The following is a 13971-nucleotide window of genomic DNA, read 5'->3' on the forward strand; positions in this document are numbered from 1 at the left end:
CCGGTGGTCAGGACGGTGTGGCGTGCTCCAGGCAGCACCGGACGAAGTCCTGGACGACCGGGTCGGCGTCGTCGGCGGGGGTCCAGGCCACCCCGACCCGGGTGTCGCTGACCCCGCTGACCGGCCGGTACACGACACCGGGACGGGCGTAGAAGCGGGCCGCGGAGGCGGGGGCCAGGGCGACGCCGTACCCGTTGGCGATCGCGCTGAGCCACTCGTCGGGCTGGTCCGTGACCGCGCCCACGCGGACCGGGCGGCCGTCGCGCTCGTCGGCCGCCAGCCACCAGTCCCGCCACCGCCCCGACTCGGCCGGGGCCGCCACGAACGGCTCGTCCCACAGCTCGCGGAAGGGGATCGGCTCCCGCTCTGCGAGCCGGTGGGACGCGGGCAGCGCCACCCACCGCTCCTCGGCGAACAGCACCTCCACCCGCAACTCCCGCTGCCCAGGGAAGGGCACCCGCAGCAGGGCGACATCGACGCTTCCGTCGGCGAGGCCGGCGGTCGGGTTGCCCCACGAGGCCTGCCGCATCTCGGCCCGCCAGCCCGGCCGGCGCCGGGTGAAGGCCGCGACGATGTCCTGGGTGGCCTCGTTGGCGGCGCTGGCCAGGAAGCCCACGCGCAGCACCCGGGACTCCCGGGCGGCCGCGCTCCTGGCCTCCCGCCACGTCCGGTCCCAGCCGGCCAGCAGCTCCGGCACCCGCGCGGCCAGCGCCCGGCCCGGCTCGGTGAGCGTCATGCCGGCCCGCGACCGGGTGAACAACCGCACCCCGAGCAGCGCCTCCAGCTGCTTGATCTGCTTGGTCAGTGCCGGTTGCGACACGAACAGCCGCTCCGCGGCCCGGGTGAGGGTCCCTTCCTCCGCCACGGCGGTGAAATAGCGGAGCAGCCGCGTGTCGACATCCATGCCATGAGGTTATAGATCCAAGTATTGGACGCCAACCGGGGCGGACGGCGAGGGTGGACGGGTCAGGAGAGCCCCGAACGGAGACCCAGCAGATGAGCACCGCCTATCTCGTCGTCACCCTCATCACGATCGCGGCCAACGCGTGGGCGGCCGCCGCCGACTTCGCGCGGGCGAAGTTCGTGCTGGCGAACTCGGACCAGTTAGGGCTTTCGCGGTCGTGGCTGCCGCTGCTCGGCGGGTTGAAGGCCGCCGGGGCCGCCGGGCTCTTGCTCGGGCTCGTGGGCGTCCCGTACGTCGGCGTCGCCGCCGCGGCCGGGCTCGCGCTGTTCTTCGTCGGCGCGATCGTCGTCCACGTCCGCGCCCGCGTACTTGGCAAGATCCCGATCCCCGGCGGCTTCCTGGCGCTGGCCGCGGCCTCCCTGGCCCTCGCCGCGACCGCTTCCTGACCGTCAGGCCAGGAAACTCTCCGGCGTCGAGCTCACCGGTCACCTTCTCGTTCTTCGATCCGTCATGGCGGTGTAAGCACGATGACGGCTCCAGAAGGAGAAGATCATGGAAGCTCGGATGAAGAACCCCGCGGCGATCCTGCCCGAGGCGACGAAGGGAATTCAGTCCCTCGTCAAGGCGATGTACCAGGGCGGCGCCCCGCAGCAGACGCTGGAGCTGGTCCACCTGCGCGTGAGCCAGATCAACGGTTGCAGCACCTGCGTGTACGGCGGGGTGGTCAGCGCCAAGAAGGCCGGTGAGACCGACGAGCGGCTGCACTCGGTGGCGGCCTGGCGGGAGTCGCCGCTGTTCAGCGAGGCGGAGCGGGCCGCGTTGGCGCTGGCCGAGTTCGCCACCCGGATCGCCGACAAGTCCGGGGACGCGGTGCCGCAGGACGTCTGGGACGACGCGGCCGACCACTTCGACGAGGGGCAGCTGGCGGCCATCATCCTGATGATCGCCACGACCAATTTCTTCAACCGCCTCAACGCCACCACCAAGCAGCCGGCCGGCGCGACCTGGAGCTGACCTCTCCGACCCGGCGCCGGGGCGCCCCCGCCGTACGGGGCGTCCGGCGCCGGGCTCCGAGGGCGGGTGTCCGGCCGGAACGTGGGGTGTCCGGCCGGAACCTACGTGTCCGGCCGGAGCTCACATGTCCCGTTCGGGGGTGGTGTCATGTGGCAAGGCGTCGAGGTCAGGGCGGTCGAAGAACCTCCCTCCGAGGACGAGCGCCCGTATGTCGCGCGAATTGGCCGATGTCGTCGAGCGGGTCGCCGCCAAGGAGGACCAGGTCGGCGACCTTGCCCTCCTCGACACTGCCGAACGAGTCGGCCACATCGAGGAACCGCGCCGGGTTCAAGGTGGCCGCCCGCAGCGCCGCCGCCGGTGTCAGGCCCGCCAGGACCAGCAGCGCCAGCTCGTCGTGCAGGCTGAACCCCGGCACGAACGTGTCGGTGCCCGCCAGCAGCCCGACGCCCGCCCGGTGCAGGTCGCCCACCACGCGGAGCCGGCGCTGGAAGTACTCCGCCTGCGCGGCCCGCCGGGCGGGGTCGGCCGCCCAGTGGCGGTGGGATGCCCATCCGTGCCGGAGGTCGGGTTCGATGTGGTGGAGGTGGCCCTCCAGGGGGAAGTCGTCGCCGCCCGCGTACGCGCTCGCCTGGAGCACGGCCAGGGTGGGCACGTGCCAGGTGCCGTGCTCGGCGAAGACCCCGTACAGCTCGGCGGCCAGACCGGGATCGTGCGAGGCGGCCGCCGCCGGGATCACCTCGTTGAACACCCGCCCGATCGCCGCCATGTCCGTGTGGTCCACGGCGGCGACCTCCGCGGCCAGCTCGGCCCCGCGGGTCGAGGTTGCCAGGAAGACCCCTTCGAGGTGCTCGATGCTGCGCTGTCCGGCCGCCGCCGCCTCGGCCACCCCCACCGAGAACGGCACGTGCCCGGCGAACGGCATGCCCGCCCGCCGTGCCTCGCGGGCCAGCGCGAAGTAGGCGTCCCGGGGCAGCAGATTGTAGACCTTGACGAAGTCGGCGCCCTCGTCACGGCTCTGCCGTACCGCCGCGCGGGCCTCCTCCTCGGTGCCGACCGCGAGGGAGTACGGCCGCAGTGGCCGCGGCCCGTCGACGATCCGGCTGGCGATCACCATGCGCGGCGCGACCAGGTCGCCTTCGCCGAGCCGGCGCCGCCACTGCATGTGTACGGGCGCCCCACCCATGTGCCGGATCCCCGTCACCCCGTTGAGCAGGAAGTACGGCAGCCGGTCCGCCTGGAAGGTGTGGACGTGCATGTCCCACAGGCCCGGGATGACGAACGTGCCCGCGGCATCGATCACCTGGGCGCCGGAGGGCGGCACCGGATCGGGCCCCACCGCCGTTATCAGCCCGTTCACCACGACCACGGTCATGCCCGGGTGCCGCGAGCCGCCGGCGATGTCGATCACCGTGGTCCCGGTCAGCGCCAGGGGGCGCGTCGGAGGGATGCTCTGCGAAATAAGCGACTGATGAAGATTTTTCACGAAAAAGCCAGCTTATCGGTCGAACGCCATCCAGCCTGGTACGACGCGCCGAAGACACCCTGAACCACGCGGATCGCGTCGCCGGGTGGCCGGGCGTGCCGGCCGGTTCGCATCCTCCTGGGTCCTGCGCGATAGAATTAAGGCGTCCGGTCATATTGCGGGGAGACAGCATGCCCAAGCCGTCCAAGCGAGAAGACCTGCTGGCGTCGGCGCTGGAGGTGTTCCACACCCGTGGTTTCCACGGGACCGGCATCAAGGAGATCGCCGACGCCGCCGGAGCGCCGAAGGGGTCGTTCTACAACCACTTCGCCAGCAAGGAGGAGTGCGCCGTGGCGGCACTGCGGCGTTACGGCGCCGAGCAGCGTTTCGACCTGCTCACCGACACCTCGCTGCCGCCGCTGGAGCGGATCCGCCGCCACTTCGAGTTCCTGCGGGACGGGATCGCCGGGCGCGACTTCACCCGCGGCTGCCTGGTCGGCAATTTCGCCACCGACGTGGTGGACCACAGCGAGCTGATCAGATCAGCCGTCGCCGACGGCCTGGGATCCTGGTACGAGCTCATCGCCGGGGCTCTGACCGAGGCCCGCCGCGACGGCGCCGTCCGTGCCGACCTCGACCCGCAGGCCACGGCGCACTTCGTGGTCAACGCCTGGGAGGGCACCATCATCGAAGCGCGCGCCACCAGGTCCGCCGCGCCCTTCGACACGTTCTTCCAGCTGATCTTCGACGTGGTGCTGCGCTGACCCCGGCCGGACCGGGGGAGGGCCGGGCCCCTGCCAGGTCCGGCCGCTGTCACCCGATCCGCTGAAGGACGCGCTCACGCCGGGCGGCCACGCCGGAGCCCGACTCCCCGCGCGCCATCCCACGCAGCACGATCGGCGCCACCACCAGCCCGAACACCACCCACGCGCCCAGCACGCCGGTCATTTCCACGTGCCGCCACGACTCACCGATCTCGACGCTCACCGCGTCACCGGGCAGCAGGGCCGAGCGCATGCCCAGGCCGAGCCAGTAGACCGGGAACACCTGGGCGACCACCTGCACCCACACCGGCAGCGCCGTGATCGGGTAGAAGATCCCGGAGATCGCGATCACGGCGATCATCAGCAGCTGGATCAGCCCCTGGCTACGCGAGTCGGCGAACACCGAGCCCAGGATCGCGCCGAGCGGCAGCGTGGCCGCCATGCCGACCACCACCACCAAGGCCAGCATCGGCCACGCGCCGCCGCTGAGCGCCGGCTCATGGAGACCATGCCGACGGAGACGTTCATGCCCAGGATGCTCGGCAGCGCGAGCGTGCCCAGCATGAACCCCGTGGCCCCGAACTCCGCGTCGCGCATGAACCACAGGGCGGCGAGCATCAGCAGCGCAGGCCCGGTGGACCTCGACCTCGCTGATGGAGTCGCCGTACTGGCGGAAGAGCTCGCGGATGAACGCGGTCGAGTCTGGCGTGGACTCGGTGAAGCGCTGCCCGCCGCGCTTCCAGCGCACCCGGTCCGCACCGGCGATCTGACCGGCCGGCTCGTACGGGGTGCCGTCGGCGATGATCCGGCCCCGGTCGAGTACGGCGATGCGGTCGGCGAGCTTCTCCGCCTCGTCCAGGTCGTGCGTGGTGAGCAGGACCGTGGTGTCCAGGCCGCCTACCAGGTCGTGGAACTCGCGCCGGGCCTGCGGGTCGAACCCCGCGGTCGGCTCGTCCAGGAACAGCACCTCCGGGCGGCCGACGATGCCGATCGCGACGTCCAGGCGGCGGCGTTGCCCGCCGGACAGGGTCCTGATCTTCTTGCCGGCGTGCCCGGTCAGGCCGACCGCCGCGATGAGCTCGTCGGCGTCCCAGGGTCGCCCCGGATAGTACGACGCCTGGTGGGCCAGCAGTTCCCGCACCCGCCACTTGCCGTGGTCGCGCCACGACTGCAGGACGACGCCGACCCTGGCCCGCCACGCCTCGCCGCCGCGGGCGGGGTCGGTGCCGAGCACCTCGGCGCGGCCCGCCGAAGCCAGGCGGAAGCCTTCGAGGATCTCGATGGTGGTGGTCTTGCCCGCGCCGTTCGGCCCGAGCAGCGCGAGCACCTCGCCCTGCCGTACCTGGAGGCTCACCCCGTCCAGAACGTCGGTCCTGCCGTAACGCATGCGCAGGCCCTCGACGTCCACCACGACCGGCGTCACGGTTCGCTCCGCGCCCGGCCGGCTGTGTCCGACCTGTTCATTTCGGCCTCCTCAACCTGACGCCGCGCCGGCGTGGTGCCGGGTGGCGTGCTGCTTGCGGACGGCCGGGCGCATGGCGAAGCGGCGCCTCGGCGGTGTCCTCGGACTGGTGAGCCGGGCGGCGCGGCGCGGCCGTCGCCTGGGGCTTCGCCCGGCATGCAAGCAACCGTAGTTGACTAATTTCGTTAGTCAACGGGAGTTGCTTAACGGCCACCGGCCGAGGACTCCGACGCGCGCTCGTTCGTGGCTTGCTCGCCCCGTCAGGGGGAGGCCTCCCAGACGGGGCGGATCTCGATGCCCGCGCCCAGCGGGCAGCGGCGGGCGATCTCGGTGGCCTCGTCCAGGTCCGCGCACTCGATGAGGTAGAAGCCCGCCAGCTCCTGCCGCAGCGCCACGAACGGCTCGTCGGCCGGGACCGGTCCCTCCTCGGACGGACGCAGGCTTCTGGCCTCCTTCGCCGGCTTCAGGGCCTCCCCCGAGAACACGACGCCCCGCTTCCGCAACTCCTCGGCGAACGCCACGTGCTCGGCCAGCGCGGTCCCCATCTCCTCCTCCGAGACCGACTCCCAGTAGTCCTCGGGGTCGAACAGCAGCAGTGCGAATTTCATCGTTGACCGCCCTTTCCGCTATGGACGAGCCAGCATGCCGGAGCCGTCCGTCCCCCGGCAAGGAGGCCGAGCGCCGTCCTGCCGGCCGACAATCCGGTCGAATCCGGCGATCAACCTCGCCATCATGGGGACCATGAGCAACGGCCGCAAGGACCTCCGGGAGATCATGACCGAGCTGCACGGTTCGCTGGACCGCCGCTACCGCCCGGAAGACGTCGCCGTGCTGGTGCTGCGGGCACTGGAAGGGCGGCTGACCCGGCGCGAGCGCGTCGTGCTCCAGCGCGCGGCCCGGCACTCCTCGCGGGGCGCGGGAGGGTTCTCGTCGATGTCGTCCGACTACGCCCGGCCGGTGGGCGGGGCCCGGCAGGTGGCGGCGGCCACACGGATGTTCGGGCAGTCCGGCGAGGTGGATCCGGACGATCCCGAGTCGCTGCTGGAGTTCGCCGCGACCGTGGGCCGCTCGATCGAGTGGGTGCCGTCCCGTACCGACTTCCTGGCCGACCGGCTCAACAGGGAGGCCCGCGACGCGGCCGGGATGGACCTGTCCAAGCGGCAGTACAACCGGCGTTTCCGGATGCTGCGCAGGCTCGCGGCCAAGGCCGGGACGCTGGCCGTCGAGCGGGACAAGCGGCGCCTGCTCATCGTCGGGGTCACCGGGTTCGCCGCCGAGGTGCCGCTGGAGCGGTTCGCGGCGGACGTGGACGCCGCCTGCTTCGTGGCGTACTACACCGCGCGCCGCAAGCTGCGCAGGGAGTTCAGCCTGGCGGGGCGGGACAACCCGTTCGACGAGATCGCCGCCCTGCTGCTCGACCGGTGCACCAGCCGTTCCGACTGGTGGCTGATCGCCCAGGCGCGAACCACCCCGGACGTGCTGGCGCGCCTGAGCGAGGAGGAGCGGGGGACGCTGCTCGGCCGCTGGTCGTCGGTCCTGCGGCACAGCGCGTCCATGCTGCGCGAGCGCTGGCGGCACGACACCGACCGGGAGACCATGACCGTACGGCGCGGCGACGACTCCACCACCTGGAACAACCTGGCCGTCGCCTACAACGCGGCCCGGGCGGGCTGGCTGGCCTGCCTGTCCGCGATGGGCGCCCTGGAGCTGCTGGAGGCGTCCTGCCCCGGCAAGATCATGCGGCTGATGGCCGCCGACCTGGCCGCCTGGCACCACGCCACCGGCGGCGGCGTCGACCCCAACACCAAGGTGTGGGCGGCGTTGCCCCCGCCGTGGGAGGTGCTCGACGGCACCGCTACCAGCACCCGCGCCGACGTCGAGGCCGCCTGCCGCGCCGCCGGCCTCGATCCCGCCGCCTCCGGCTGGACCACGCCGGCGCCGCCACGCGCCACGGCGGTGTTCCGGCCCACGCCGGAGCTGGTCCACGGGGTCACCGTCGCCGACCCGGTGTGGGCGGCGGTGCTGCGCCGGGCCGGGGTGTTCAGCGGCCGGCAGGTCAAGGAGGACCTGGTTGCCGAGGTCGAGCACGGGCTGCGGTCCGGTGTCGTGGTGAGCGATCTGCCCGTGCGGGATCAGCCCTGAAAAGCGGTGGCGGGCTCGGGCCGGGGTCGGGCAGACTGGGGGCCATCACCGCCGTAGTTCAGTGGTAGAACGCCTGGCTCTTTCCAGGTGGACGCCGGTTCGAGCCCGGTCGGCGGTGGCGCGAGACCTCGTTGTAGCTCAGTGGTAGAGCTCCCGGCTCGGGACCGGGTGGACGCCGGTTCGAGCCCGGTCAGCGGGGACCTCCGGGAGAGGGGCGGCGGGGTCACGGACCGCCGAAGGCGGCCAGCGCGTCGCCGATGGAGGGCAGGAGATCGAAACCGGCCGGGGAGCCGCCCAGCAGCGGGGCCCCGCCGGTGATGATCAGCCGTCCGGCCGACTCCCGCGCGTGACGGGTGGCCGACCGCAGGATCTCGCGTCCGAAGTCACCGGTCTCGCTCACGTCGCCGATGTCCACGATCAACGCGGGCGGCGCCTGCGTCGCCAGCGTTCCCATCAGGTACATCCGCAGGATGTTCCCCGTCGTCTCCGTGAGCGGGCCCGTCAGCTGGATGATCACGACGTGCCCGCGGGTGCGCACCCTGATGTCGAAGTCGTCCTCGTGTCTGGTGGGGCCCGGACCGTTCACGGTGACCACCCCGGGACGGGCCGACCGGTGAGCGTGCGACGGTCCATTCCAGCTGCGCTTTCTGCCAGGCGATTTCCGCGCCGACCAGACTTCCCGGCTCGCCGTCCCGACCGTACCAGACGGTTGTCCCGCACCAGCGGGCGACCGGCTCTCGGGACGGAGTGTCGTCCGGGGTGGGCGTGGCTCAGGAGGGCAGGGCGGCGGCCAGGTCGGCGAGGTGGCGGGCGACCGGGCCCACGGTGAGCATGCCACTGCCCGCCCCGGCCAGCTCCCCGGCCGCCGGCGCGAGCGCGGCCCGGGCACGCCGCATCGCCTCCCGGTCGCCGACCCCGACGGCGGCCTGCGCGATCAGGCACCACAGGGCCTCCAGCAGCAGGTCACGCGGCGGGTCAGGAGCCTCGGCCAGCGCCGCGGCGGCCTGCGCCCGCCGCCCCCGGCGCAACAGCGTCAGCGGGCGCACCCACGGCTCGTACGGTCCCCAGTCATCCTCCTCGCCCTCCTCGGCGGGCAGGCCGCGCCGCACCCGCGCGCACAGCAGGGCGAGCGGGAGCAGGCCGTGCTCCAGCCCCGGCATGCCGGCGCCGTCGAGCCGGGCCGCGGCCCGCCGGTAGGCGGCCGTCACCTCGCCGATCGACGCGGCACCGGTCGCGTCCAGGCGCAGCGCCCGATACCACTCCGTGAACACCCCCACCAGCGGCCGCTCGTGCCGCTCGGCCAGGTGATCGGCGGCGGCCGCGTGCCGGTCGGCCTCCGCGAAGTCCGCCAGCGCGCTGCGGGCCTGGAGCCGGATGAGGTGCCCGAGGACCTCGGACGAGGCCAGCCCGTGCCGGGCCGACAGCGCGACCAGCTCGGCGCCGAGCTGGTCCCGGCGGCCGGCCAGCCCGGCACGCTGGAAGCTCTGCATGTAGACGCCGTTGAGCGCGAACGCCAGCAGCGCCGGATCCGCCAGCCGGCGGGCGATCTCCTCGGCCTGGGCGGCGGCCTGTGGCCCGCGGGCGGAGCGGGTGCCGCGCGACTCCAGGGCGATCGTGGCCAGCAGCCGGGCCCGCGTCGCCGCGGGAGTGTCCGGCGGAAGGGCGGCCAGGGTCTGTTCGGCCGCCGCCACGACCTGCGTGGCCTGCCGGGGGTCGTCCGAGCGGGTCCAGACCGCCGGGACGTCGTAGGCGCCGATCACGCGCGCGGTCAGCTCGGGGTCGCCCAGCTCCGCCGCCGCCGCGACGGCCGCCGCGCGGTGCCCGCGGGCGGCCTCCAGGCCGCTGCCGCCGGTCACGGCCAGGTCGCGCAGCAGGGTGACGGTCGATTCCAGCCGCGCCCGGGCGCCCACAGGCACGCTGCGGTCGTAGGCGGCGGCCACCCGCGCCCACACCTGCCCGGCCGGGTCGTCGAGGCCGGGGGAGTGGTGCAGGATGTCGGACTCCAGCCGGCGCAGGGCCGGTCCCGGGTCCAGCCCCAGCTGCTCGGCCAGCAGCGTTCGTGCCCGGCGCAGCACCGCCAGGGCCTCGCTCTGACGGCCGGTACGATAGAGCGCCAGGGCCAGCAGCCGCCAGGCGTCCTCCCGCCACGGGTGCTCGGCCACGTGCGCGTCGAGGTCCGGCACCGCCTCGGCGGCCAGCCCCAGGGCCAGCCGGGTCTCGGCCATCCGCTCCACGGCGTGCAGGCGCAGCTCGGCCAGGCGGGCACGCTCGGCGTCGGCCCAGTCCTGGCCGGCGAACTCGGCGTAGGCCGGGCCGCGCCACCAGCCCAGGGCCTGCGCCAGCCGGGGCAGCGCCCGGTCGGGCGGGAGCGTGGCGGCCAGCGCCTCCTCGAAGCGCCAGGCGTCCACCGTGTCCGGCGCGGCGCGCAGCGCGTATCCGGGGCCCTCGGTGACCAGCAGCCGGGGCGCGGCCCTGGGCGGCCGGGCCGGCTCCAGCGCGCGCCGCAGCGCGGCCACGAACGTACGCACCGCGCCCACCGCGCCCGGCGGCGGATCCTCCCACAGCTCGCCGACCAGCCGGGAGACCGGGACGACGCGCCGCCTGGCGATGATCAGCCGGGCCAGCACCGCGCGGTGCCGCGGCCCTTTCAGCTCGATCGCCTCCCCGGCGTCGTCCCAGGCCACGACCGGCCCCAGCACCCCGAACTCCACCCGCACCCCTCGACGGTAGCGCGCTCATCGGATGCTCATCCGGGCCCACCAGGCTGGAGCCGACCCGTTCACCTCACGGAAGGAGCCTGAACCATGGCGCCTGTCATCACCGGCTTCGACTACCGGCGCGTCCCCGTCGCCGACGGCGTGTCACTCAACGTGGCCGTCGCGGGCTCGGGCAGCCCGATCGTGCTCCTGCACGGCTTTCCCCAGACCCACCTCATGTGGCGGCACGTCGCCGCCGACCTGGCGGCCGACCACACGGTGATCTGCCCGGACCTGCGCGGATATGGCGCCAGCGACAAACCCGCCGCCCCCGTCTACCCCAAGCGCACCATGGCCGCCGACGTGGTGGCCCTGGCCAGGGCGCTGGGCCATGAGCGGTTCGCGCTGGCCGGGCACGACCGCGGCGCCCTGGTGGCCTTCCGCGCCGCGCTCGACCACCCGGCCACGATCACCCACCTGGCCTGCCTGGACGTGCTGCCCACCGTGGACATGTGGGACGTGATGAGCGGCGCCGGCGCCGCCGTCGGCTTCCACCTGTACCTGATGGCCCAGCCGCCCGGCCTGCCGGAGAAGCTGATCGCCGCCGCCCCGGACCTGTTCTTCGGGCACTTCCTCGACCTGTGGGCGGGCGACCCGCGGGCGCTCCCGCCCGACGTCCGCGCCGCCTACCTGGACGCCTGCCGCCGGGCGATCCCCTCGATCGTCGCCGACTACCGCGCCTCCGCGGGCGTGGACGCCGAGGACGACCGGGCCGACCGGGCGGCAGGCAACCGGCTGCGGATGCCGGTCACCGTCCTGCAGCAGGACTGGGGTGCCGCCCTCGGCTACGACGCGGCGGCGCTGTGGCGGGGATGGGCGCCCGACCTGCGGCACGACACCGTCACGTACGGTCACTTCATGGCCGAGGAGGCGCCCGCGGACATCGCCCGGGCGCTACGGGACCTGCTCGCCCGTACCCCGGCGATGGACGCTCCGTAAAACTAAAGGAAACAGACTGACAGTGACACACCTACTCAAATAGGATTAAACGGACATATCTTTCAGATATGGGTAACGACAGCTTGCTCGGAGAGTCGCTTCGCGCATGGCGCGAGGTGACCACTCCTGCCCGGGCCGGGCTGCTGGAGGCCCCAGGGCGCCGCAGGACGCCTGGCCTGCGGCGGGAGGAGGTCGCGAGGCCGGCAGGCGTCAGCGCCGACGACCACGGCCTTGACCGCGACATACGTGGCACGTCGTCGCAGCTAGTGCGTACCTGACCTCTGGGTGGTGGAATGCTGAGCTGGTATCTGCCGTCGTTCCGGGCGCGCAGGACGGTGGCGACGGGCGTCGTCGCGGCACTGGTGTGCGCGGTTGTCAGCGTGCTCTTCCTGATGTACACCGGCAACCAGGCGGCGGACGCCGCCCAGTCCCGGGTCACCGAGGCCTGGAACCGGGTCGTGCCCCTCATCCGGGAGGGGCCGCTCCCTTCGACCCTGCGCAAGGGCAGGGTCGAGGGGATCGAGGTCGTGGACACGAAGCGCCGGGTGGTCGCGGCCACCCCGGAGCTGGTCGGCAGGCCGCCGATCGCCGCCTTCAGCGCGCCGCGCGGGAGCGTGAGCGCCGCCCGCGTGTTGTGCCCGCCGCCCGGGCTGACCGGCTGCATGACCGTCGTCTCCTACAAGGTCTACCAGCCGCAGGGGGCCTGGCTGCTCTACGTGGCGGTCCCGGTGGTCCCCTGGTACGGGCAGACCACCGCGGTCCTGCTGGCCGTCGGGGTGTCGTTGCTGGTGACCGCGCTGATGGCCGCGTGGGTGTTCCGTGACCTGACCAAGGCGCTGGCCCCGGTGAACGCCATCCGGGCCGAGCTCGCCGAGATCACCGCCACCGACCTGGACCGGCGGGTGCCGGTCCCCACCAAGTACGCGGAGATGAAGGCCCTGGCGGAAACCGTCAACGACACCCTGGACCGCCTGGAGGGCGCCTACGCCCGGCTGCGGCGGTTCACCGCGGACGCCTCGCACGACCTGCGTACCCCCATCACCGCCATGCGGACCCAGCTGGAGGAGGCGCTGCTGCACCAGCGCGACACCGACTGGCCAGGGATGACCCGGGCGGTACTGGCCGGGGTGGACCGGCTCCAGGCCGTCGCGGCAGACCTGCTCACGCTGGCGCGGCTGGACGCGCACGCCCCTATCCACCGCACTCCGACCGATCTGTCCTCGATGGTGGAAGCCGAGCTCGACCGCCGGACGTACCAGAAGAAGATCATCAAGGACCTGCCGGGGCCCGTCTGCATCGACTGCGACCGGATGCGGATCACCCGGGTGCTGGTCAACCTGCTCGACAACGCCGAACGCCACGCCAACTCGCAGATCGTCGTCAGCGTCCGGGCGGACGACACGTCGGTGATCATGGAGGTCGCCGACGACGGTGAGGGGATCGCCGCCGAGCACCGGGAGCTGGTCTTCGACCGCTTCACTCGGCTGGACGCCGCGCGCAGCCGGGACGCGGGCGGGACCGGGCTGGGGCTGGCGATCGCCAGGGAGATCGCCAGGGCCCACGAGGGCACCCTGACCATCGAGGACAGCGAACGGGGTGCCCGCTTCGTGCTGCGCCTGCCCCTCTGCCGGACCGCCCAGAACGGCCAGCCCCACAGCACCGGCGCCTAGCCAGGACGGCTCAGGGGACGGCGGCCCGCCCCGGCAGCGGGGGTTCAGCCGAGGTCCGGATGGGGGACGTAGCGGTCCGGCTGGATCAGCGCGAGGGCCGCGTCGTCCGCCATCACCGTGTCCAGGTCCCCGATGCGCCACCCGGCGCCGAGCAGCGCCGGCACGAGGGGATGCGGGCCGGGGACCGCGATCCGGGCGGTGCGCGCCCGCGTGGCGGCGAGGGCGCCGAGGACCGCGTCCGCGCAGTCCTGCGGGGTGGTCCCGCCGGCCGGGCCGATGACGACGTCGTGGCCGGTACGGCGGGCAGCGGCGTAACCGTGGCCGGTCGCGTACAGGGTGACGCCCGGCAGGGCGGCGTACCAGGCCAGGGCGGTGGGCCGGGCACCTCCGGAGGCCAGGGCGTCCAGCGCCGCGACGTCCCGCGCCGGGGCCGGCCGCGCCACCGGCGCGGCCGGACCCGCGGCTGGCCCGGTCAGGTAGAGCAGCGGGGTCCAGGGACGCAGGCCGTGCCGGACGTAGAGGGCGACGGCCCGCGGGTCGGAGGAGGCGAACGTCACCTTCGGCCCGTTCCTGCCCAGCAGCTCCGCGAGCAGCGTCCGGCCCACCCCGGAGGACTGATGCTCGGGCAGCACGAACAGATCCCCCAGGTGGGTGACGGGACCCCGGCGCAGCGTGCCGCCGAAGCCCGCGGCTCCACCGGCGTCGTCCGGGGCGAGGAGGAGCGTGCCGAAAGAACGTTCGGCGTCCAGGAAGTCGGGCGTCCCGGACCATCCGGCCAGCAGGCCGAACCTCGTCGCGACCCGCCGCACGGCAGGCATGTCATCGGCTGTCGCGGCTCGAACCACTTGTCCTCCATCT

13 protein-coding genes, 2 tRNA genes and 1 pseudogene are annotated in these 13971 nt (G+C 73.4%); 8 read left to right on the forward strand and 8 right to left on the reverse strand.

The window, feature by feature from the left end; translation table 11 throughout:
- Positions 1–7: 7 nt before the first annotated feature.
- A complete protein-coding gene (locus BLS95_RS31170) occupies positions 8–904 on the reverse strand; it encodes a LysR family transcriptional regulator (RefSeq protein ID WP_090939389.1) in 897 nt (298 codons plus the stop codon).
- Between the two features lie 92 nt (positions 905–996).
- Between BLS95_RS31170 and BLS95_RS31175 the strand changes: the two genes are divergently transcribed.
- Together BLS95_RS31175 and BLS95_RS31180 are read left to right on the forward strand one after the other, a co-directional pair.
- The gene (locus BLS95_RS31175; protein WP_090939391.1) at positions 997–1350 is read left to right on the forward strand and encodes a DoxX family protein; all 354 of its coding nucleotides are present in this window, start codon (positions 997–999) and stop codon (positions 1348–1350) included.
- Positions 1351–1456: 106 nt separating this feature from the next.
- Positions 1457–1918, forward strand: a complete 462-nt coding sequence (locus BLS95_RS31180) for a carboxymuconolactone decarboxylase family protein (protein ID WP_090939394.1) — start codon at positions 1457–1459, stop codon at positions 1916–1918.
- A 166-nt stretch (positions 1919–2084) separates the two neighbouring features.
- On the opposite strand, the gene BLS95_RS31185 is transcribed toward BLS95_RS31180, so the two are convergent.
- On the reverse strand, positions 2085–3401 hold the full coding sequence (locus tag BLS95_RS31185) for an amidohydrolase family protein (RefSeq protein WP_143043933.1): 1317 nt from the start codon (positions 3399–3401) through the stop codon (positions 2085–2087).
- Between the two features lie 170 nt (positions 3402–3571).
- On the opposite strand from BLS95_RS31185, the gene BLS95_RS31190 reads away from it, so the two are divergent.
- On the forward strand, positions 3572–4144 hold the full coding sequence (locus BLS95_RS31190) for a TetR/AcrR family transcriptional regulator (protein WP_090939399.1): 573 nt from the start codon (positions 3572–3574) through the stop codon (positions 4142–4144).
- A 49-nt stretch (positions 4145–4193) separates the two neighbouring features.
- On the opposite strand, the gene BLS95_RS58205 is transcribed toward BLS95_RS31190, so the two are convergent.
- The 3 genes and pseudogenes from BLS95_RS58205 to BLS95_RS31205 form a co-directional block, all read right to left on the reverse strand.
- Positions 4194–4613 (reverse strand): ABC transporter permease, encoded by a 420-nt coding sequence (locus tag BLS95_RS58205; protein ID WP_281250051.1) that lies wholly within the window; start codon positions 4611–4613, stop codon positions 4194–4196.
- 129 nt (positions 4614–4742) lie between these two features.
- Positions 4743–5531, reverse strand: a pseudogene (locus tag BLS95_RS58210) (ABC transporter ATP-binding protein); the annotation flags it as partial.
- A 335-nt stretch (positions 5532–5866) separates the two neighbouring features.
- Positions 5867–6214 (reverse strand): YciI family protein, encoded by a 348-nt coding sequence (locus BLS95_RS31205; RefSeq protein ID WP_090939404.1) that lies wholly within the window; start codon positions 6212–6214, stop codon positions 5867–5869.
- A 133-nt stretch (positions 6215–6347) separates the two neighbouring features.
- Here BLS95_RS31205 and BLS95_RS31210 point away from each other — a divergent pair, with 133 nt between their 5' ends.
- From BLS95_RS31210 to BLS95_RS31220, 3 genes are all read left to right on the forward strand, one after another.
- Entirely contained in the window at positions 6348–7748 is a 1401-nt protein-coding gene (locus tag BLS95_RS31210; protein ID WP_090939407.1) for a hypothetical protein, read from the forward strand.
- A 47-nt stretch (positions 7749–7795) separates the two neighbouring features.
- Positions 7796–7866: transfer RNA gene (locus BLS95_RS31215), tRNA-OTHER, on the forward strand.
- Positions 7867–7875: 9 nt separating this feature from the next.
- Positions 7876–7947: transfer RNA gene (locus BLS95_RS31220), tRNA-Pro, on the forward strand.
- Between the two features lie 24 nt (positions 7948–7971).
- Here the strand turns inward: BLS95_RS31220 and BLS95_RS31225 are convergent.
- Positions 7972–8334, reverse strand: a complete 363-nt coding sequence (locus BLS95_RS31225; protein ID WP_143043934.1) for an STAS domain-containing protein — start codon at positions 8332–8334, stop codon at positions 7972–7974.
- Positions 8335–8518: 184 nt separating this feature from the next.
- Positions 8519–10465, reverse strand: a complete 1947-nt coding sequence (locus BLS95_RS31230; RefSeq protein ID WP_090939414.1) for an AfsR/SARP family transcriptional regulator — start codon at positions 10463–10465, stop codon at positions 8519–8521.
- A gap of 87 nt (positions 10466–10552) precedes the next feature.
- Between BLS95_RS31230 and BLS95_RS31235 the strand changes: the two genes are divergently transcribed.
- Positions 10553–11443, forward strand: a complete 891-nt coding sequence (locus BLS95_RS31235) for an alpha/beta fold hydrolase (protein ID WP_090939417.1) — start codon at positions 10553–10555, stop codon at positions 11441–11443.
- 293 nt (positions 11444–11736) lie between these two features.
- Entirely contained in the window at positions 11737–13113 is a 1377-nt protein-coding gene (locus BLS95_RS31240) for a sensor histidine kinase (RefSeq protein WP_090939420.1), read from the forward strand.
- Positions 13114–13157: 44 nt separating this feature from the next.
- On the opposite strand, the gene BLS95_RS31245 is transcribed toward BLS95_RS31240, so the two are convergent.
- Positions 13158–13931, reverse strand: coding sequence for a GNAT family N-acetyltransferase (locus BLS95_RS31245; RefSeq protein ID WP_090939423.1), 774 nt, complete (start codon positions 13929–13931; stop codon positions 13158–13160).
- Positions 13932–13971 lie beyond the last annotated feature (40 nt).

The organism is Nonomuraea jiangxiensis (genome assembly GCF_900099965.1).
In the GTDB taxonomy this organism is placed as follows: Bacteria; Actinomycetota; Actinomycetes; order Streptosporangiales; family Streptosporangiaceae; genus Nonomuraea; species Nonomuraea jiangxiensis.

Bases quoted from the DNA above. Each gene is read 5' to 3' on its own strand.
- BLS95_RS58205 (WP_281250051.1), bottom strand. From the start codon at position 4,613: ATGCTGGCCTTGGTGGTGGTGGTCGGCATGGCGGCCACGCTGCCGCTC.
- BLS95_RS31235 (WP_090939417.1), top strand. From the start codon at position 10,553: ATGGCGCCTGTCATCACCGGCTTCGACTACCGGCGCGTCCCCGTCGCC.
- BLS95_RS31180 (WP_090939394.1), top strand. From the start codon at position 1,457: ATGGAAGCTCGGATGAAGAACCCCGCGGCGATCCTGCCCGAGGCGACG.
- BLS95_RS31175 (WP_090939391.1), top strand. From the start codon at position 997: ATGAGCACCGCCTATCTCGTCGTCACCCTCATCACGATCGCGGCCAAC.
- BLS95_RS31240 (WP_090939420.1), top strand. From the start codon at position 11,737: ATGCTGAGCTGGTATCTGCCGTCGTTCCGGGCGCGCAGGACGGTGGCG.
- BLS95_RS31210 (WP_090939407.1), top strand. From the start codon at position 6,348: ATGAGCAACGGCCGCAAGGACCTCCGGGAGATCATGACCGAGCTGCAC.
- BLS95_RS31245 (WP_090939423.1), bottom strand. From the start codon at position 13,931: ATGCCTGCCGTGCGGCGGGTCGCGACGAGGTTCGGCCTGCTGGCCGGA.
- BLS95_RS31190 (WP_090939399.1), top strand. From the start codon at position 3,572: ATGCCCAAGCCGTCCAAGCGAGAAGACCTGCTGGCGTCGGCGCTGGAG.
- BLS95_RS31205 (WP_090939404.1), bottom strand. From the start codon at position 6,214: ATGAAATTCGCACTGCTGCTGTTCGACCCCGAGGACTACTGGGAGTCG.
- BLS95_RS31170 (WP_090939389.1), bottom strand. From the start codon at position 904: ATGGATGTCGACACGCGGCTGCTCCGCTATTTCACCGCCGTGGCGGAG.